This window comes from Frankia sp. CpI1-P, from assembly GCF_001421075.1.
Classification (GTDB): Bacteria; Actinomycetota; Actinomycetes; order Frankiales; family Frankiaceae; genus Frankia; species Frankia torreyi.
In genome coordinates this window covers 2,658-21,262 of record NZ_LJJX01000001.1, presented here as the reverse complement: position 1 = coordinate 21,262, position 18,605 = coordinate 2,658, and the positions used below count along the sequence as shown (strand labels likewise).

Sequence of the window (18,605 nt, the reverse complement as noted above, 5' to 3'; positions counted from 1 at the left end):
CTACCGGGGCTGGAAGCGCTGCGCGCCGTCCAGGCGGATCGTCTCGCCGTTGAGGTAGGGGTTGGTCAGGATGTGGGTGACCAGCGCGCCGTACTCCGACGGGTGGCCAAGCCGCTTCGGGAACGGCACCGCCGCGCCGAACTTCGCCAGCGCCTCCGGCCCGACCGACTCCATGATCGGCGTGCGGATGGTACCCGGGGCGATGCAGACCACCCGGATGCCGAGCGAGCCGAGGTCGCGGGCCGCGGCGAGGGTGAGGCCGACGACGCCGCCCTTGGCCGCCGCGTACGACGACTGGCCGATCTGGCCCTCGAAGGCGGCGATGCTGGCCGTGGTCACGACCGCGCCGCGCTCGCCGTCCTCGCCGGGCTCGGCGCGCGCGATCGCCGCGGCGGTCAGGCGCAGCACGTTGTACGTGCCGGTGAGGTACAGGTCGACGGTCTTGCGGAAGCCGTCCAGCGACGCCGGCGAGCCGTCACGCTGCACGACCTTCTCGGCGACACCGAAGCCGCCGTGCGCCGCCACCGCGTAGCGCAGCGTGCCGAGCTGTCCGGCCGCCTCGATCGTCGCGAGGACCGAGTCGTCATCGAGCACGTTGGTACGCGAATACTTCACCGCGTCGCCGAGCTCGGCGGCGAGCTTCTCGCCGCGCTCGTCGTTGAGGTCGGCGATGATCGCCGACCCGCCCGCGGCGACGATCGCCCGCACCGTGGCCTCACCGAGGCCGCCCGCGCCGCCGGTCACGAGGGCGACGTTGCCTGCCAGTTCCATCCGGTCCCTTTCCCGTCTGTGTCGTTCAGCCAATGGGTCGTCCGGCCAGGCACTGCGCCGGTCAGCCCCGCTGGGACGACAGAATTGTCACCGCGGACACCGCAGTGGGGCCACCGATGTTGTGCGCGAGCGCCGTGCGCGCGCCGTCGACCTGGTTGGCCGCCTCGCCGCGGAGCTGCTCGAACAGCTCCACGCACTGCGCGACGCCGGTGGCGCCCGGCGGGTGCCCCTTCGCCTTCAGACCGCCGCTGGGGTTGACCGGCTTCGCGCCGCCGATGGAGGTCACGCCGTTCTCGATCAGCTTGTACGCGCCGAACTTCTCGGCGAACCCGAGGTCCTCGTAGCTGATCAGCTCGACGCCGGTGAAGCAGTCGTGCACCTCGGCGACGTCGATGTCCTCGGGGCCGATCCCGGCCATCGCGTAGGCGGCCTTCGACGCCTTCACCGTCGGCGGGAACGTCGTCATGTCCTTCTTGTGCTGGTGCATGACCCGGTCGAGGCCGAGCCCGACGCCGCGCACCCAGACGGGACGGTCGGTGTAACGCTCGACGACGTCCTCGGAGACGAGCAGCAGCGCCGCGGCGCCGTCGCTCTGCGGCGTGCAGTCGTACAGGTTGAACGGGGCGACCACGACGGGGGCGTTCAGCGCCTGCTCGACGGTGATCTCATAGCGCAGCTGCGCCTTCGGGTTCGGCAGGGCGTGCTTGTGGTTCTTCACCGCCACCATCGCGAGGTGTTCCTTCGTCGCGGGCGACTCGTGCAGGTAGCGGGCGACGTGCAGGGCGAAGTTCGCCGGAGCGACCAGGCCGAGCGGGTAGTCCCAGGCCATGTCGCGGGTCAGGCCCGCCCACTCCCAGAACGTGCTGCGCGCCGAGGACTCGCGCACCTTGTCCGCGCCGACCACGAGCACGACGTCGAACGCCCCGGACGCCACCGCGTAGGTGGCGTTGCGGACCGCGTCGTTGCCCGTCGCGCAGGCGTTCTCCACCCGGGTGACGGGAATGTCGAGCAGCCCGCAGGTGTCCGCCAGAATGCCCGTCGGGAAACCGTCCGAGGTCGTCAGCTCACCGAACCAGGCCGCCTGGATGTCGTCACGGTTGAGGCCCTTGTCGACGTGCGCGGCCATCTCGGACACCGCCATCGGCAGCAGTTCCTTGATGCCCAGGCCAAAATGCTCGCCGAACGCCGTCATCCCGGCGCCGACCACCGCCACTCGCCTCATCGCACCGCTCCCTCGCCTGCATCCGCGGCTGTGGCCGCATCCGGGTACAGCGCATAGCCGTAGTCCGGAATTCCTGAGCGCACCGCGACCCGGCGCAGCACCAGCCGCCCCCGGTCGCCGATCTNCACCGTTCCGGCCGGGGCGCCGGTCACCTTCACCAGCGCGCGCACGTCCACCCCGTCGAGCTGGACGATCGCCAGGGAGTACGGCGTCGGCAATCCCGGCACGGGAACATGCACGGTGACGACCGTGTACACCTCGCCGGTGCGCGGCAGCGGGGTCAGCGACCAGCCGTCCTCCGAGCCGCAGTTGAGGCACCGCCGCCGCGGCGGCAGCGCCAGCGTGCCGCAGGCGTCGCACGCGCCCGCGTCCCAGCGCAGCTTCGCGTCGAAGGCCCGCTCGTAGGCGGCCAGCGAGATCGCGATGTCCGGCCCGGGGGTCCGGGTCAGCTTCTCCGGCGCCAGCAGCGCCGGCTCATCGCGGCGCACCGCGGGCACCCCGTCGACGCGCAGCGCCGTCGCCGATCCCTGCTCGACGGCGAGGACCAGCCCGCCGCCGCCGACCTCGGCGAGCGCCGCCACCGCGAACAGCGCCGCGCTCGCGCCCGTCGTCGGCAGCGTCGGCGGCACCCCGGCGCACAGCGCGCGGGCCTGCTTGGCGGGCAGCCCCGCCACGACCACCGGCTTGTCGGTCAGGTCGAGCCGCTCGATGGCGACCCCGACGCCGCGCTCGCGCTCCAGCCGGGCGTCGGAGTAGTCGCGGGCGCCGCCGCCGTTCGCGCGGCTGAGCACCGGCAGGCTGCGCACGACCCGGCCGACCAGCTCCACGCCGACCCCGGCCCCGTCGCCGGCGGCCACCAGCGCCGCGGCCGCGCCGACCGGGCCGGACTCGGCCGCGTCGACACCGATGACCAGCGTGCCGGCCTCGGCGCCGCCGAGGGTGTCGAACACCGCCGGCCCGCCGCCGACCTGCTCGACCACGGGCACGTCATCGGGCAGGCCGATGCCGGCGAGCAGCGCCGCGGCGTTGCCGCCGACGAGCAGCGGCAGCTCCCGGGTCACGAAGACCACCCGGCGCACGTCCGGCGCCGTCGCCGAGCCGGCCGTGGTGGCCTGCTCCAGCGCCGCGCGGGCGGCGGCGACGGCCAGGGTCACCGCGTCCTCGTCGGGTCCCAGGACCCGCCCCCGCGCGCTGCCCCAGGGGGGCAGATACGTACCGACAGCGGTCACCGTCGTCATCGCGTTGTCTCCTCTCGCCGCCAGCAGATCAGTGACACACCGATCACAGACACCCCGATCACAGACACCCCGCGATCACGAAATGATGTTCAGGCCGGCCAGGCCCGCCGGGGCGGTGCCCAGCACCACCCGCAGCCCGGCGTCGAGCTCGGCGGCGTCGAGGCGCCCGCCGCGGGCGGCGCTGTAGCCGCGGCGCACGCTCCACGGGTCCACCGGATGCACGGTGTTGCCGTCGATGCGCAGCACCCGCCCGGTCAGCCAGCCGGACCGCTCCGAAGCCAGCCAGGCGACGACCGGGGAGGAGTTCGCCGGATCGAACCGGTCGAACCCGTCGGCGGCGCCGGGCTGGGCGATGCCCGTGCCAGCGGTCATCCGGGTCGCGGCGACGGGCGAGATGCAGTTGGCGGTCACGCCGTAGCGGCTGCCCTCGAGTGCCGTGGTGAGCGTCAGGTTCGCGATGCCGGCCTTGGCGGCGCCGTAGGCGGCCTGCCCGACGTTGCCGGCCAGGCCCGTGCCCGACGTCGTGTTGATGATCCGCCCGGCGACCGGGCGACCCGCCTTGGACTCGGCCCGCCAGTAGTCGCAGGCGTGCTTGGTCAGGGCGAAGGTGCCCTTGAGGTGGACGCCGATGACGGCGTCCCAGTCCTGCTCGGTGAGCGAGGTGATCGTCGCGTCCCGGAGAATGCCGGCATTGTTGACGATGGCGTCGAGCCGACCGAACCGCTCGACCGTGTTGGCCACGAGGGAGNGCACCGCCGCCCAGTCGGTGACGTTGCCGGTGTCGCGCACCGCGACCCCGCCCTTGGCCTCGATCTCGGCGACGACGGCGTCGGCCGGCTCCTCCTGCGAGGACTCCCCGCGCACCCCGACGCCCAGGTCGTTGACCACGACAGTTGCCCCGTGCGCGGCCAGTTCGAGGCTGTGGCTGCGGCCGATTCCCCGACCTCCGCCGGTCACGATGACGACGCGTCCCTCCAGGAGACGCTCACCCTGTTGCGACACCCGTCAGCTCCTCTGCCCGGTCAGTCCGCACGGCGACGCTGGCGACTCTAGGGTCTACTTGACATATTCGTCAAACCTTAGTGTCATGAGGCCATATTCCTTGCTCATGCCGTCCCGGTGTGCCCCTGCAGGCCGGGATTTCCCGCCATACTTGACACCCCAGTCGGAGATCGCCCATGCCGAGCGAGATGGACCAGTTCGTCGCCGAGGTCACCGCGTTCCTCGACGCCCACGCCACCCGCCGTGCCCGGGCGGCCGAGGACGTCGCCTGGGGTGAGGGCGAGGACCGGATCACCTACTTCAGCACCGACCCGCCCGACGTCGAGAACGCCAAGGTNGCCGCGGCCAAGGCGTGGCAGCGCACCCGCTACGACAACGGCTTCGGCTGGATCACCGGGCCGACCGAGTTCGGCGGGCGCGGCCTGACCACCCTGCACGACCTCGTCTACGACGGCCTGGAGGCCGGCTACGACGTGCCCGAGACCGGGGTGCTCTCCCTCATCGGCCTCGGCATGATCGGCCCGACGATCCTCGCCCACGGCACCGACGAGCTCAAGCAGCGCTACCTGCCCAGGCTCTACAGCGGCGAGATCATCGCCTGCCAGCTGTTCAGCGAGCCGGCCGCGGGCAGCGACCTGGCGAGCCTGGAGACGAAGGCCGTGCGCGACGGCGACGGCTGGATCCTCAACGGTCAGAAGGTCTGGACGTCGGTGGCGCACCACGCCGCAATCGGGCTGGCGCTGTGCCGCTCCAACCCCGACAACCCCAAGCACAAGGGCATCACGGCGTTCGTCGTCGACATGACCGCCCCCGGGGTGGACGTGCGCCCGCTGCGCCAGATGAGCGGCGGCAGCGAGTTCAACGAGGTCTTCCTCACCGACGTCCACGTCGGCGACGACCACCGCCTCGGCCCCGTCGACGGCGGCTGGGGCGTCGCCCTGACCACCCTGATGAACGAGCGGGCCAGCGTCGGCGGCGAGGGCGCGGGCCCGGTCGGCCGCGCGGTCGCCCTGCCCTTCCTCACCGAGCTGCTGCGCGCCAACGGCCGCCTCGACGACGGCGCCGCCCGCCGGCGCCTCGCCGAGCTGCACGCCGACACGCTCGCCACCGAGTACCTCAACCACCAGATGGTCCGCAAGTTCCGCGCGGGCGAGCAGCCCGGCCCCGAGGCGTCGGTGTCCAAGCTGATGTACGCCCAGAACCTCACCCGGGGCGCCCACTTCGCCGCCGAGATCATCGGTCCCCGCCTGATCGCGGACACCGGCGCGTGGGGCACCTACTCGTGGACGGAGCTGCTGCTGTCCACCCCGGCGCTGCGGATCCTCGGCGGCACCGAGGAGATCATGAAGAACATCCTGGCGGAGCGGGTGCTCGGCCTGCCCAAGGAGCCCGGCATCGACACCAGGTCCCCCTTCCGGGAGCTCCGCCGTTCGGCCGGCGCCACGGAATCGAGGTCCGCATGAGCACCGAGAACACCACCAGCACCGAGCTGGACGAGCTGCGCTCGGCGGTACGCGACTTCATGACCGCCAAAGCCGACGAGCGCGCCGTGCGCGCCGCGATCGACTCCGAGCGCGGCTACGACGACAAGGTCTGGGCGCAGATGGCCGAGCAGCTCGGCCTGCAGTCGCTCGCCCTGCCCACCGAGCACGGCGGCGACGGCTACGGCCTGGTCGAGCTCACCGTGGTGCTGGAGGAGATGGGCCGGGCGCTGCTGCCCTCGCCGTTCCTGTCCTCGGTGGTGCTCGCCGGCACCGCGCTGGTCGCCGCGGGCGGCGACGAGGCCGCGCGGATCCTGCCCGGCATCGCCGCCGGCACCACCACCGCCACCCTCGCCCCGCCGAACGTCGACGGCGGCTGGTCACTCGGCGGCCGCGGCACCGGCGACGCCCTGGCCGTCACCGCGAGCGCCGGCACGGATGACGTCACCCTCGAGGGCACCGCGCCGCTCGTTCTCGACGGCGCCGGCGCCGACGTGCTCCTCGTCGTCGCGGGCGGACCGGCCGGCCCCGGCCTGTACGCCGTCGACGCCGACGCGGCCGGGCTCACCCGCACCCCGCTGCCCGTGCTCGACCTGACCCGCCGCATCGCCACGGTGACCTTCGCGGCCACCCCCGCCCGCCTGGTCGGCGCGGCCGGCGGCGCGGCGGCGATCCTCGACCGGGTCCTCGACGTGGCGACGACGGCGCTGGCCGCCGAGCAGGTCGGCGCCGCCCGCGCCTGCCTGGAGGCGTCCACCACCTACGCCAAGGACCGCGTCCAGTTCGGTCGGCAGATCGGCAGCTTCCAGGCCGTCAAGCACAAGGCCGCGGACATGCTCACCCGCGTCCAGGTCGCCGACGCCGCGGCCCGCGAGGCCGCCCGCGCCGTCGACGGGCTCGCCGACGCGCCCGAGGCCGGCGTCGCCGCCGCCGTCGCGCACGCGGTGTGCTCCGAGGCGTTCCTCGCGGTGGCCACCGAGAACATCCAGGTCCACGGCGGCATCGGCTTCACCTGGGAGCACGCCGCCCACCTGTACTACCGGCGGGCGAAGGCCTCCCAGCTGCTGTTCGGCGGCCCGGCGGTCTACTACGAGCGACTGCTGGCCAAGGCCGGGGTGTGAGCGCCGGCCCGGACACCGCGGGCACCGTGCGCACCGCGGCGGGGCTGCGCTTCACCGGCCTCGCCGCCACCGTCGGCGACGGGGCGCGCGCCACCGTCGAGCGGGTGCCCGACGCCGAGGCCCTCGTCGACCTCGCCACCGGCCGGCGGCTGACCTACCGCGAGCTGTGGGACGCCGCCAGCCGGGTCGCCGGCGGCCTCGTCGTCGCCGGCGTCGCCCCGGGCGACCGGGTGGCCGTGCGGCTGCCCAACGGCGCCGCGTGGTGCGCGGCGGTGCTCGGCGCGATCCTCGCCGGCGCCGTGCCCGTCCCGGTCAACACCCGGCTGACCCCAGCCGAGGTCGAGCACATCGTCACCGACTCCGCCGCCACGCTCGTCGTCGACGACCCGACCGCGCTGCCCGACGGCCCGGCCACCGTCCGCCTCGCCGACGACCCGGAGGCGCTGGCCGCGCTGTTCTACACCTCCGGCACCACCGGCGTGCCCAAGGGCGCGATGCTGTCGCACCGGGCGCTGCTGTCCGCGGCCGAGCAGTGCCGTCGCGCCCTGCACCTCGGCCCGACCGAGGCGACGCGGACGCTGATCGCCGCGCCGCTGTTCCACGTCCTCGCCTTCGGCATGCAGTGGCTGCCCGCCCTGCTCGCCGGCGGCACGGTCGTCATCGCCACCCACTTCGAGACCGGCGCCTGGCTGCGGGCGATCCGCGACGAACGCATCGACGTGCTCAACGGCGTGCCGGCGATGTACTGGCAGGCGCTGCGCCACCCCGACTTCCCTCGCACCGACGTCTCCCACGTCCGGCTGGTCAGCTACGGCGCCGCGCCGACACCGCCGAGCCAGGTCGCGGAGCTGCTCGCCGCCTTCCCCGCGGCCCGGTTCGGCCCCGGCTACGGGCTGACCGAGGCCGCCTGCGTCAGCGGCCTGGACCACGACGACGTCCTCGCCCACGCCGACACGGTCGGCAGCGCGGTCGCCGCCACCGAGCTGCGTCTCGACGGCCCCGAGGCCGCCGCCGGCGTCGGCCAGCTCCTCGTGCGCGGCCCGCAGCTCATGAGCGGCTACTGGCGCCGCCCCGAGGCCACCGCCGAGGCTCTCGTCGACGGCTGGCTGCGCACCGGCGACCTCGCCCGCATCGACGACGCTGGGCGCATCCACCTGCTCGACCGCATCAAGGACATGATCAACCGCGGCGGGGAGAACGTCTACAGCATCGAGGTCGAACGGGTCCTGGCGGCGTTCCCCGGCGTCGGCGAGGTCGCCGTCGTCGGCGTGCCCGACCCACGCCTCGGCCAGCGGGTCGCCGCGGCGATCGTCCCCCGCCCCGGCCCCACCGTCGACGTCGACGCCCTGCTCACCCACGCCGCCGGCCGCCTCGCCGACTTCAAGATCCCCCAGTACGTGGCGATCCTGACCGAGCCCCTGCCCCGCAACGCCGCCGGCAAGGTCGACAAGGCCCGCCTGCGCACCGACACCCCCTGGGGCCCCCGCCGCTGAGCTGCGGACGAACCACCTCCTGGTCAGCCCATCGACACGAGCCGGGCCCCGCCGTCGGTCTCGATGACCGTGCCGGTGAGGTTCGGATTGGTGGCGGCGACGACGGTGACCTCGGCGATGTCGTCCGCGGTCGCGATCCGCTGCGCGGGTAGCGCCCGAGCGGCCTGCGCGAAGTAGGACCGCCGCACGTCGTCGGGCAGGCCACTCCACCACGGGGTGTCGACCAGGCCAGGGGAAACGCCGTTGACCCGGATCGGAGCGAGTTCGACGGCGAGCGGCCTGATCAGGGCTTCGACAGCACCGTTGAGGGCCGCGATGCCGGCGGTTCCCGGCATCCCAGCATGTGCGCTGATCGCGCCGAGCAGGGTGATGGAGCCGGTCGGCGCCAGGTGCGGCAGGGCCGCCTGGATGGTGGTGAGGTGGGCCCAGAACTTCGCGTCGAAGGCCCGGCGAAGCAGGTCGAGGTCCAGGTCGGCGATGGGTCCCAGGCCATCGCTGCCACCGAGAGTGATGATCAGCCAGTCGATGCGGCCGACGGCGGCGAGAACGGCGGCGATCTCGTCGCGGTGGCCGCCGTCCGCCCGGTGACCGATCAGCCCAGGGTCGGTGGCCGCGACGCCGTCGAGTCGCCGCTTGTCGCGGCCGACGACGTGGACCGTCGCACCGAGGGCACGCAGCCGCCGGGCGGTAGCCAGCCCGATGCCGGACGTTCCGCCGACGACCAGTGCAGTGTGCTCACTCATGCACTCTCCTAATTCGAACCGTGACGTCTCGTCTCGCAATCACGCTAGCATGGCGACCGTGACCGACCAACCCACGCCGGCCCGGCCCGGACGCAGGCGCAGCCAGGAGAGCCGGCTCGCCATCCTCACGGCGGCGATCGAGCTCGCGGGTGAGGTGGGATACGCCGGTCTGACGATCGAGGGCATTGCCGCCCGCTCCGGNGCGGGCAAACAGACGATCTACCGCTGGTGGCCGTCCAAGGCTGACGTGCTGCTCGACGCCCTGGCCACCAAGGCCGACCTGCACGTGCCCATCCCCGACGAGGGCAGTTATGCCGCCGACCTGCGTGCCTTCCTCGCAGCTACCTTCCGGTTGGGCCGCGACCGGCGGGTGGTCGACGCGCTGCGCGCCCTGATGGCCCATGCCCAGCTCGACGAGGAGTTCCAGCAGCGGTTCCGCTCCGCGTTCCTGCAGCGCCGCCGCGACGCGCTCGGCATCATTCTCGACCGCGCCCGGACCCGCGGCGATCTCCCACCAATCCCGTCCCCCGGCACCGCCGCCGACCTCGTCTTCGGCGTCATCTGGTACCGGATGCTCGCCACCAGCCAACCCGTCGACGAGAACCTGATCGACGAGCTCGTGTTCNCCCTCGCCGAGCCGCGCTGAGCACAGGCACCGCCGACCACTCCGGCGATCATGGTGTTCTGCGGAACCGGACTCCGGTGCCCGACCGGCCTGGTCTGCGGTACTACCGAGCCGCCCAGCGGCGGCGACGGTCAGTGGACGGCATTGGGCTGGCTGTCGGTGTGGGCGCGCACGACCGGGGCGACGGCCTCGGCGAAGCGGTGGATCGAGTCGGCGACCTGCTCGCGGGGCAGGCCGCCCCAGTCGATCTGGCCGTAGAAGCGGTCCAGGCCGAGGGTCTGGTGAGCGTCGAGGATCTTCTCGATGAGCTGGGCCGGTGTACCGATCATGATGGCGTTGCCGCGGCGCATCCCGTCGGCGAACGCCTCCGCGGAGACGACGAAGCCGCGCCCGCCGGGGGTCTTGGGGCGCAGGTACTCGTAGTAGTACGGGTGGACGTCGCGGGCGTCCTGCTCGGAGGCCGCCGCGTAGAAGTGCGTGGAGATGCCGACCTTCAGCCGCTCGGGATGGCCCGCCTGCTCGCCGGCCGCGCGGTAGATGTCCACGGCGCGCCGGGCGTGGCTGAGCGGGCCGCCGATGTAGCCGAGCACCATCGGCAGGCCGAGCCGGCCGGCCCGCTCGGCGCTCGTGGGTGATCCGCCGACCCCGACCCACACCGGCAGCGAGCCGGGCTCGGCCCGGGGCGTGATCGGCGCGTCGGCCAGCGGGGGGCGGAAGCGGCCGCGCCACGTCACCCGTTCCTGCTCGCNCAGGGTCAGCAGCAGGCGGAGCTTCTCGTCGAACAGCGCGTCGGCGTCGGCGAGGTGCTCGCCGAACATCTCGAACGGCTCGGCGTACGCGCTGCGCCCGGCGATGATCTCGGCCCGACCGTGGCTGAGCAGGTCGAGGGTGGCGAAGTCCTGGTAGAGCCGCACCGGGTCGAGGATCGGCAGCACCGTCACCGCGCTGGTGAGCCGGATTCGGCTGGTCCGGGCGGCGACGGCGGCGAGCACGACCGCCGGCGAGGAGACGGCGAAGTCGAGGGTGTGGTGCTCCCCCAGGGCGAACAGGTCGAGCCCGACCCGCTCGGCGAGCGTCGCGTGACCCACGATCTCGTCCAGCCGCTCGCCGTGACCGACCCGCTGCCCGGTACCGAGCCGGATCTGCGTGTCACTGAGCGAAAGCACCCCGAGTTCGAGCATGTGCGCAGCCTACGGGATAACCGGATAAGGCGCTCCAGATGGTGCGGTACGGTCGGAGCCGTGACGGATGACGGCCAGCGGATCCGCATCGATGCGCGGCGCAACCGCGACCGGATCGTCGAGGCCGCTCGGGAGTTGTTCACCCGCCACGGGCTGTCGGTGTCGACCAACGAGGTCGCCCGGCACGCCGGCGTCGGCATCGCCACCGTGCTGCGCCGCTTCCCCACCCGCGACGACCTCGTCGGCGCCGTGTTCCTGCCCAAGATGGCCGGCTACCGCCACGCCATGTCCGCCGCCCTGGCCGAGCCCGACCCCTGGCACGGGTTCAGCCAGTTCCTCGAGACCGTCTGCGGCATGCAGGTCGCCGACCTCGGCTTCACCGAGGTCCTGATCCGGACCTTCCCCACCGCGCGGGCGCTGGAGTCGCAGCGCGACGAGGTCGCCGCCGACTTCGGCCGGCTCATCGCCAGGGCCCAGTCCGCCGGCCGGCTGCGACCCGACTTCGCCCACCAGGACCTCGTCGTGATCCTCATGGCCAACGCCGGCGTCGTCGCCGCCAGCGGCCCCGCCGCCGAGGCCGCCTCCCGACGCCTGGTCGGCCACCTGCTGCGCTCCTTCGCCGTCGCCTCCCATGGCCACAGCCTCCCCGCACTGCCCTCACCGCCGAGCCGCACCGCCATGTACCTCGCGATGCTGCGCCTGCGGCCGGCGCCACCGAAGCCGGCCACCCGCCGCTGACCGGTCAGGCCGGCGCGGGCAGGCGCAGTTCGCGGCCGGGCCAGCGGGAGCGCAACCAGCGGTCGTGGGAGGCGACGACGATCGCGCCGGGGCCGGGGCCCAGGGCGTCCTGCAGCTCGTCGGCGAGGCGCGGCGAGAGGTGGTTGGTGGGCTCGTCGAGCAGCAGCAGGTCGGGCGGGTCCGCGACGAGCAGCGCCAGGGCGAGGCGGCGGCNCTGGCCGACGGACAGCTCCCCCACCGGCCGGCCCAGTTCCCGCGGGGCGAGCAGGCCGAGCTCGGCCAGCGGTACGGTCTCGGCCCGGCGCTGCCCCACCACGCGCGCGTAGGTGTCGGCAGCGGTGCGCTCCGGTCGGTCGAACACGCTGTCCTGGGCCAGCAGGCCGACCCGCAGGTTGCCGCGGCGGCGCACCTCGCCGCCGGCCGCGAGGTGCCCGGCCAGTACGGCGAGCAGCGTCGACTTGCCCGCACCGTTCGGACCGGTGACGAGCAGCCGGTCGGCCGCGGTCAGGTCGAGCCGGTCCAGCGCGAGGCGGCCGGGCACGCGGACGTCGCGCAGCGCCAGCAGCGTCCCGTCCGGCGAGGCGCTCGCCAACGCCGGCGCGGCGAAGCGCAGCGGCGGCGGGGGCCGGCGGACCTGGGCGCGTTCGAGCTCGCCGAGGCGGCGCGCGGCGTTGCGTACCCGCCGGGAGATCTGCTGCTCCACCCGGTTCGTCAGCAGGCCGAAGCTCATCTTGTTGTTGTCGCGTGGCCCGCGGTTCGCCGCGATGGTGCGCGAGGTGGTCGCGACCGCGTGGCGCAGCGCGGCGAGTTCGGACTGCTCGTCGGCGAAGCGCCGCTCCCAGCGGTCCCGCTCGGCCTGCTTCGCCGCCTGGTAGGCGGTGTAGCCGCCGCCGTAGCGGGTCGGGCCGTCGACGGCCGGGTCGAGGTCGATCAGGTCGGTGCAGACGGCGTCGAGGAACGCCCGGTCGTGGCTGGCCGCGACGACGACGCCGGGCAGGGCGCGTACCTGGTCCTCCAGGAAGGCCGCGGCGTCGTCGTCGAGATGGTTCGTCGGCTCGTCGAGCAGCAGTGCGGCGGGCCGGCGCACCAGCAGCGCGGCGAGAGCGAGGCGGGCCCGCTGTCCGCCGGACAGCGTCGCCAGCGCCCGACTCTGATCGATCCCGCCAAGCCCGAGACCGGCCAGGGTGATCTCGGCGCGCCGGTCGGCGTCCCAGGCCGCATGGTCCTGCGCCCGGTCGAGCCGCAGTCCGTACGCGGCGAGCAGCGCCGGATGGTCGGGGCCCTCCGGCGGGGTCGCGGCGAGCGCGGTCGTGAGCCGGTCAAGCTCGGCGAGGTCCTCGCGGGCCTCGCGCAGCGCCTCGTCGAGCACGTCGGCGATCGTCGCGGCCGGATCGAACGGCATCTCCTGATGGAGGAAGCCGACGTCCGCCGGCCGCGTGACGGCGCCGCCGTCGGGTTCGTCGACGCCGGCGAGCAGCCGCAGCAGGGTGCTCTTGCCGACCCCGTTCTCACCGATCAGCCCGACGCGATGCCCCGGCGCCGCCGTGAGCGACACCCCGTCGAGAACACGGCGCCCACCCAGCGAGCGGACGAGGTCGGATGCGGAAAGTGCGGGCTGAGCCACGCGAACACCACCGAGAGGATCGCATCTCTCGCCCGCCGGGACGCTGCCTCGGCCGCGGGCGCGGGTGGTGTCAGAGCTCCATGATGCGTCCATGCTAACCCTGGCCCGGTTCCGCGCAACCGGCTGCGTCGGGTTCTGTCCCGACTCAGGGGTTGAGGAGGGCGTGGATCGAGTCGATGAGGCCGAGTCGGCCGCCGTCGGGGGTGTGGATGGCGGTGGGGGTGATGTGGCGGGTGGCGTGGGCGAGTTTGCTGGCGGGTTCGGGGCCGGGCAGGATCGGTGGGGCGGCGGTGAGGACCCGGCCGTCGGGAGTGCGGGCGGTGACGGTGCCGTCGGCGGCACGGTCGAGGCGGATGTCGTCGTCGTGGACGGCCCGATGATGGGCCGAGCAGATCAGCAGCAGCCGGCTCACGCTCTAATTAAGGCACTGCCGTTTTAGAATAGTTCTATGACGGTAACTGATCCTTTCGTCACGGTGGTGGGTGTTCCGGGGCCGGTGCGTCCGGTGGGCTATGTGCGTATCTCGTTGGATCGGGAGGGCGCGGGTCTGGGGGTTGCCCGTCAGACTGCGGACTTGAACGATTTGGCGGATCGGCTGGGGATGCCGCGTCCGGAGGTGGTGACGGACAACGATGTGTCGGCGTATTCGAAGAAGCGGCGTCCGGGGTATGAGGAGGTGCTGGCNGGGATCGAGTCGGGCCGGTGGAACGTGTTGCTGGTCTGGCATGTGGACCGGTTGACGCGTAGCCCGAAGGAACTCGAAGAGATCGTGGATTTGGCGAACGGGACCGGGTTGCGTATCGAGACGGTCAAGGGCGGCCGTGTTGACCTGTCGACGGGTGAGGGCCGGTTGCATGCTCGGATCCTGGGCGGGTTGGCGCGGTATGAGTCGGAGCACCGGTCGGACCGGGTCCGGCGGAAGATGTTGCAGAACGCCGAGGCGGGTTTGCCGCATGGGGGCATGCGGCGTCCGTTCGGTTATGAGGCTGACGGGATGACGGTCCGCCCGGCGGAAGCGGAGGTGATCCGCTGGGCGGCCGGTGGGGTGATCGCGGGCCGTCCGCTGCGCGCGCTGGTGGCTGAGTTGAACGATGCGGGCGTGGNGACGTCGCAGGGAGCGCGCTGGTCGTCGTCGACACTGCGGGGCATCCTGGTCCATGGGCGGGTTGCCGGGTTCCGGGTGCATCAGGGTCGGATCCTGGGTCCGGCGGCGTGGCCGGCGATCGTGGACGTGGCGCGGTGGGAGTTGTGCCGGGCGGTGCTGACGGACCCGGCGCGGCGGAGTTCTCCGGGGAACAAGCCGAACCGGTTGCTGTCGGGGATCGCGGTCTGCGGCCGGTGTGCGGGGGCGATGCGGTCCGGGGGGAACCGTGCCGGGGCGCGGATGTACCGGTGCGCATCGCAGAATCATCTCCGGCGCCGCGGGGATCTCGTCGACGATGTGGTAACCCGGTTCGTGGTCGGCTGGCTGGCCCGGGACGGGGTGACGTTCGACGTTCCTGACGTCGCGGTTCCCACCCATGATCTGCGGGCGCGCGCCGATGAGGTCCGGCTGCGTATCAGTCAGGTCGAAGACGCCCTGGTCGGCGATCCCACCGATGATCTGAAAGATGTTTCCGTGGAGGGATTGAAGCGGAACCTGACCCGGCTGCGCGGGAAGCTCGAAGACCTGGAACGGGACGAGAAGTTGACGGTTCTGCCGTCGGCGTTGCACGGGGTGACGGCGAAGAACTTTCCCGGGCTGCCGTTGGATCGGCGGCGCAGCATCGTCGACTACCTGTGCAAGGTCACGGTCCTGCCCACCAGCAAGGGCGGGCACGCGGGCGAAGAGTCCATCGACGTGATTCCGCATCCGGACCGTTTCCCGGCTGCGGCGGCGNCATAGCGTCGCCCATGACATCCCCGCGGGCAATGGACCGTGCGGGATTGGCAAGGAATAGGCGGCCCGGGACGGTGTTACGAGCACCGGTCCCGGGCCTTGATCCCCATCCTGAGCGAACAGGAGAGGAACCCGTGAGCATGATGCCAGAGGTGCGGATCGGTGGGGGTGGCCGGTCAACGGTGGGTGTGGATCTTCAGGCGCATCCCGGGGAACGGGCGGATGTGTATCTTCCTGCGGGGGGTCCGAGGTTCTCGGTGCTGCGGCCGACGTTGATCCTTCCGGCGGGGGTGCGGGTGAGTGTGGCGTCGNACATGCCGTATGACGTGGCGGCGCGGTGGTGGGACTCGGTGACGGTGTCGGCGACGATGGCAAGCCAGTGGTATGCCTCGCACGTCAACGGCTGGCCGGGTGGGAAGCAGCAGAACAGGTAGACGCCAACGGCGCTTCGGGCGGCCGGTAACCCTGTAGGGGTTACCGGCCGTCGTCGTGTCCGGGCCCGGTGGCGGCGTCGTGGGTGCTCCGACAGGGGCGGGCTCGTCGTCTGGCCGTGCCGGGTCGTCGGGGGCGGCGATCCTCGTCGGAAGCGGTGCGCCCGTGGGGCTCGGGCGGCCGGAAGCGTCTGGGGGCACCGGAAACCCGCTGCCCGTCCACCCTGAATCGTCACTTACGTTTCACTACACGCGATACGCAACGATGTGACGAAACGTTAAGGAATGGGTGTTCCGGTGAGGTCACGCGGCCGGCGCTCGGATCGATGCCGTCTGACCAGGAAGAATAGCCGTCCGCGNGGACGTCGGGGGGCGCGGGGTGTCCGGTGCCTCGGCGGGGTTCGCGGTGCCGGTCGGGTCGGGGGGCGCGGGGTGTCCGGTGCCTCGGCGGGGTTCGCGGTGCCGGTCGGGTCGGGGGGCGGCCAGCGCAGACGAAGAACAGCGGGTGTTGTCGGCCCCTCCGTTTTTTCGTCCTTTCCTGACAGCGCCTTGCCTTAGCGGAGTGGTGGGCGGGTCAAGGGTCATCCGAAGGATGATCGCTTGCGACGCGTAGCGCCCTTGACGTGTCCGCCAGTCCGTTAAACGATCCGGCGCCGGCGGGAAAGGGGGAAACCGACTGCCGGTGACCGGCGTTCCCGGTGGGGCTGGTGCCGTTGTCCGCCAGGCTGAAAGGTCTGGTCCTGGGCGTGGCTTGCGGGGCTGGTGCTGCGGTTGTCGTGGGGTGGGCTGTGACGCTCCGACGCGTCGACACTCCGACACTCCCGTGGGGCCGACGCTCCGGCGGGGTGCCGACCGGAGGGAGGCGGGGCCCCGTCGGAGTGCGGCGAGTCCCGCGGGCGTGGCGGGTGTGGCGGCGTGGCGTGTGCGGCGCGGCCCACCCGGCGGCCCGAAGGGCCGCCCTTGAAACCATAAAGAAAGTTCGCGATAGCTACTTTCGGCGATCCTTCGATTGCGGATCGTCTATCTTTGTGGGCGTCAGGTGATCAGGCGGCTGGTGTATCCGGCGGCGACGAGGTCGCGGTAGGCGTCCCGGACCTCGTCGGGGACTGGTTGGGGGATGGCGTAGCCGCGTTCGGCGTAGAGCCAGATGCGTTGGGTGTCGCCGACGAGCATGGACACGACCCGGTCGGTATCGCCGATGCTGGCGAGGTAGTCGTCGAGGCTCAGGGGTTGGGATGCGCACTGCACGTCGACGTCGGGCCACAGTTTGCGGCAGGTGGCGTAGGCGCGGCGCTGCTGGTAGGGCCGTGAGATCAGGGTGACGGACCTGGGTGTGAGGCCGTGGGCGGTGAGCAGTTCGCGGGTGCGGGTGATGTTCTCGCCGGTGTTGCGGGCGGTCGGTTCGACGAGGATGGCGGCGTCGGGGACGTCGAGGGTGAGTGNGTGTTCGCGGTAGTGCACGGCTTCGCCGCGGGGGAACGTGGCGATGGTCGTGGGTGCGTTCGCGCCGGTGAACACGATCCGGGGGAACATGCCGCGGTGGTAGAGGGCGGCGGTGCAGGTGGCGACGCTGAGATCATGGCTGCCCAGACCTATTCCGACGTCGGTGGGGCGTGGGTCGTGGTGCAGGTCGTGGTAGTTCCAGAGCACGTCGACTGGGATGCGTAGCGCGGACGGTAGTCGGGCGGCGGTCACGGGCGGTCTGCGGAGTTGGGGATCTGGAACCGGTAGGACCAGGCGAACCGTGATGCCGGGTGCACGCCGATGGCGTATTCGACGGGCGTGTCCTCGGCGGTGAAGGTCGTCCGATGCAGCTCGACGACAGGTTCGCCGGGTGGGAGCTGCAAGGTTGCCACTTCCTCGGGGGTCGGCATCCGTGCCTGTAGCTCTTCGTTGATCCAGGCGGGTTCGAGGCCCTGGTCGGTCAGGACTCGGAATCCGCCGCCGGGGCCGGCGGGGCCGGCGCTGTCGTCGGTCAGGCGGGTGCCTTCGACGTGTTCGGGTCGGTAGTAGCTGGTCAGTGTGTGCGTGGGCTGGTCGTGTTCGCGGATCAGGCGGGCGCGTTCGTAGACGTCGGTGCCCTGGTCCACGGCGAGTGCGGTGGCGACGTCGGGTGCGGCGGGAATCCGGCGGACCGTCTGCGTCTGGTCGCCGGGTTCCCAGGTCCGGCCGGAGGCGACCCGGTCGGCGGCGAACGCGACCAGGTCGGCGCCGCGCCATTTCGCCTTGTCGTAGCGGTCGATCCCGAGCCGGCGCAAGGGTGGCCGGGATCGGACGTAGACCCCGGCTCCTGCGCGGCCGCTGACCAGACCTTCTTCCTTGAGGCGGGTGACGGCGAGCCGTGCGGTCTCCGACGCAACGCCGTAGTGCCTGGCGAGTTCGGCGGTCGAGGGAAGCGCGGTTCCCGGGGCGAGGCGTCCGGAGGCGATCTGCTCGCGGAGATCGGCCCAGATCAGGTCAGAAGCCCCACGCTTACTGCTCATCGGTTGAGTGTAGATGCTTCCTAGGAAGGTCTTGACCTACCTAGGAAGGTGGGGGACGCTTGGTGCCTACCTAGGAAGGTTGGTTCCCCTGGTGCTGCCGCCGCTGGGCGGAAGGTGGCCGACTCCTGTCGTCGTCTCCTCGGAAGGGGGCTGGTTGTGGCCGGGTGCGGAACAAGGGCCGGGGGTGAAGCGGTGGCCGGGTTCGGGGGGTCGGGTGACGGCGTGCCGGTGGGGTCGGTTGTGCGGTGGGGGTTGGCGACGTTCGGTGCGGGGCGGCGGTTGGAGGGGCTGATCGGTCCGTTTGATTCGCCGGCGGCGGCGCAGCGTCATGCGCGGGAGCGGTGTTACGGGGACTGGCTGGTGGCGCCGATGTTGTGCGTGACCGACGTGGAGGGGGTGCCGGCGCTGTGAGCCTGCTCGAGGGCGACGGCCCGGACGATGTCCGCTACCGGTGGTTGCCGGAGGTGGTGTTACCCGACGTCGATGGGCTGCTGGTCTGCGCGGAACCGGCGTGGGACGGGCAGGCCCGGCGGCCAAGGATAGAAGCGGATTTCTGGACGGTGGCGGCGGGGG

General features: G+C 72.4%; 14 protein-coding genes and 11 pseudogenes. 10 read left to right on the top strand and 15 right to left on the bottom strand.

The features are described 5' to 3' along the window. From FF86_RS00105 to FF86_RS37000, 6 genes and pseudogenes are all read right to left on the bottom strand, one after another. Positions 1 to 771 (bottom strand): SDR family NAD(P)-dependent oxidoreductase, encoded by a 771-nt coding sequence (locus tag FF86_RS00105; protein WP_044887292.1) that lies wholly within the window; start codon positions 769 to 771, stop codon positions 1 to 3. A 61-nt stretch (positions 772 to 832) separates the two neighbouring features. Further along, entirely contained in the window at positions 833 to 1,993 is a 1,161-nt protein-coding gene (locus tag FF86_RS00100) for a thiolase C-terminal domain-containing protein (protein ID WP_044887293.1), read from the bottom strand. Next, a pseudogene (locus tag FF86_RS61610) lies at positions 1,990 to 2,117 on the bottom strand (hypothetical protein); the annotation flags it as partial. The gene FF86_RS00100 and the pseudogene FF86_RS61610, both read right to left, overlap by 4 nt. Position 2,118: 1 nt before the next feature. After that, the coding region (locus FF86_RS00095) for an OB-fold domain-containing protein (protein ID WP_242417904.1) at positions 2,119 to 3,231 on the bottom strand (1,113 nt) is incomplete at its 3' end. 75 nt (positions 3,232 to 3,306) lie between these two features. Next, positions 3,307 to 3,979: pseudogene (locus tag FF86_RS00090) on the bottom strand (SDR family NAD(P)-dependent oxidoreductase); the annotation flags it as partial. A gap of 1 nt (position 3,980) precedes the next feature. Further along, the coding region (locus FF86_RS37000) for an SDR family NAD(P)-dependent oxidoreductase (RefSeq protein WP_396229714.1) at positions 3,981 to 4,233 on the bottom strand (253 nt) is incomplete at its 3' end. Between the two features lie 338 nt (positions 4,234 to 4,571). Between FF86_RS37000 and FF86_RS00085 the strand changes: the two genes are divergently transcribed. From FF86_RS00085 to FF86_RS00075, 3 genes are all read left to right on the top strand, one after another. Next, a partial coding sequence (locus FF86_RS00085) for an acyl-CoA dehydrogenase family protein (protein WP_242417903.1) occupies positions 4,572 to 5,696 on the top strand: 1,125 nt, incomplete at its 5' end. Next, the gene (locus FF86_RS00080) at positions 5,693 to 6,835 is read left to right on the top strand and encodes an acyl-CoA dehydrogenase family protein (RefSeq protein WP_044887296.1); all 1,143 of its coding nucleotides are present in this window, start codon (positions 5,693 to 5,695) and stop codon (positions 6,833 to 6,835) included. The genes FF86_RS00085 and FF86_RS00080, both read left to right, overlap by 4 nt. After that, positions 6,832 to 8,328, top strand: a complete 1,497-nt coding sequence (locus tag FF86_RS00075) for a class I adenylate-forming enzyme family protein (protein ID WP_044887297.1) — start codon at positions 6,832 to 6,834, stop codon at positions 8,326 to 8,328. Before FF86_RS00080 ends, FF86_RS00075 begins: the two co-directional genes overlap by 4 nt. 23 nt (positions 8,329 to 8,351) lie before the next feature. Here the strand turns inward: FF86_RS00075 and FF86_RS00070 are convergent, their stop codons facing one another. Next, positions 8,352 to 9,071 carry an SDR family oxidoreductase gene (locus FF86_RS00070; RefSeq protein ID WP_044887298.1) on the bottom strand — a complete coding sequence of 240 codons (720 nt, stop codon included), beginning with the start codon at positions 9,069 to 9,071 and terminating at the stop codon, positions 8,352 to 8,354. A gap of 58 nt (positions 9,072 to 9,129) precedes the next feature. On the opposite strand from FF86_RS00070, the pseudogene FF86_RS64530 reads away from it, so the two are divergent. Next, positions 9,130 to 9,272: pseudogene (locus FF86_RS64530) on the top strand (TetR family transcriptional regulator); the annotation flags it as partial. A 1-nt stretch (position 9,273) separates the two neighbouring features. After that, positions 9,274 to 9,696: pseudogene (locus FF86_RS36985) on the top strand (TetR-like C-terminal domain-containing protein); the annotation flags it as partial. Between the two features lie 131 nt (positions 9,697 to 9,827). Here FF86_RS36985 and FF86_RS36980 read toward each other — a convergent pair. Together FF86_RS36980 and FF86_RS36975 are read right to left on the bottom strand one after the other, a co-directional pair. Further along, positions 9,828 to 10,444: pseudogene (locus FF86_RS36980) on the bottom strand (LLM class flavin-dependent oxidoreductase); the annotation flags it as partial. Position 10,445: 1 nt separating this feature from the next. Then, the coding region (locus FF86_RS36975) for an LLM class flavin-dependent oxidoreductase (RefSeq protein ID WP_242417902.1) at positions 10,446 to 10,877 on the bottom strand (432 nt) is incomplete at its 3' end. A gap of 60 nt (positions 10,878 to 10,937) precedes the next feature. Here FF86_RS36975 and FF86_RS00055 point away from each other — a divergent pair. Next, positions 10,938 to 11,615 (top strand): TetR/AcrR family transcriptional regulator, encoded by a 678-nt coding sequence (locus tag FF86_RS00055; protein WP_044887300.1) that lies wholly within the window; start codon positions 10,938 to 10,940, stop codon positions 11,613 to 11,615. Positions 11,616 to 11,619: 4 nt separating this feature from the next. Here FF86_RS00055 and FF86_RS61605 read toward each other — a convergent pair. The 3 genes and pseudogenes from FF86_RS61605 to FF86_RS00045 all read right to left on the bottom strand — a co-directional run. Beyond that, positions 11,620 to 11,828, bottom strand: a pseudogene (locus FF86_RS61605) (AAA family ATPase); the annotation flags it as partial. A 1-nt stretch (position 11,829) separates the two neighbouring features. Beyond that, positions 11,830 to 13,239, bottom strand: a 1,410-nt coding sequence (locus tag FF86_RS00050; protein WP_242417962.1) for an ATP-binding cassette domain-containing protein, incomplete at its 3' end; no start/stop codon positions are given. Between the two features lie 145 nt (positions 13,240 to 13,384). Beyond that, a complete protein-coding gene (locus FF86_RS00045; protein WP_044887302.1) occupies positions 13,385 to 13,651 on the bottom strand; it encodes a hypothetical protein in 267 nt (88 codons plus the stop codon). 36 nt (positions 13,652 to 13,687) lie between these two features. Here FF86_RS00045 and FF86_RS36970 point away from each other — a divergent pair. The 3 pseudogenes from FF86_RS36970 to FF86_RS36960 all read left to right on the top strand — a co-directional run. Then, positions 13,688 to 13,923, top strand: a pseudogene (locus FF86_RS36970) (recombinase family protein); the annotation flags it as partial. A 1-nt stretch (position 13,924) separates the two neighbouring features. Beyond that, positions 13,925 to 14,342, top strand: a pseudogene (locus FF86_RS36965) (recombinase family protein); the annotation flags it as partial. A 1-nt stretch (position 14,343) separates the two neighbouring features. Further along, a pseudogene (locus tag FF86_RS36960) lies at positions 14,344 to 15,118 on the top strand (recombinase family protein); the annotation flags it as partial. Between the two features lie 1,466 nt (positions 15,119 to 16,584). On the opposite strand, the pseudogene FF86_RS36955 reads toward FF86_RS36960, so the two are convergent. The 3 genes and pseudogenes from FF86_RS36955 to FF86_RS00025 form a co-directional block, all read right to left on the bottom strand. Further along, positions 16,585 to 16,991, bottom strand: a pseudogene (locus tag FF86_RS36955) (YdcF family protein); the annotation flags it as partial. Between the two features lies 1 nt (position 16,992). Further along, positions 16,993 to 17,244, bottom strand: a pseudogene (locus FF86_RS36950) (YdcF family protein); the annotation flags it as partial. After that, positions 17,241 to 18,032, bottom strand: a complete 792-nt coding sequence (locus FF86_RS00025; protein WP_044887304.1) for a GntR family transcriptional regulator — start codon at positions 18,030 to 18,032, stop codon at positions 17,241 to 17,243. The pseudogene FF86_RS36950 and the gene FF86_RS00025, both read right to left, overlap by 4 nt. A 192-nt stretch (positions 18,033 to 18,224) precedes the next feature. On the opposite strand from FF86_RS00025, the gene FF86_RS00020 reads away from it, so the two are divergent. Then, positions 18,225 to 18,443, top strand: coding sequence for a hypothetical protein (locus FF86_RS00020; RefSeq protein WP_044887305.1), 219 nt, complete (start codon positions 18,225 to 18,227; stop codon positions 18,441 to 18,443). Positions 18,444 to 18,605: the final 162 nt, after the last annotated feature.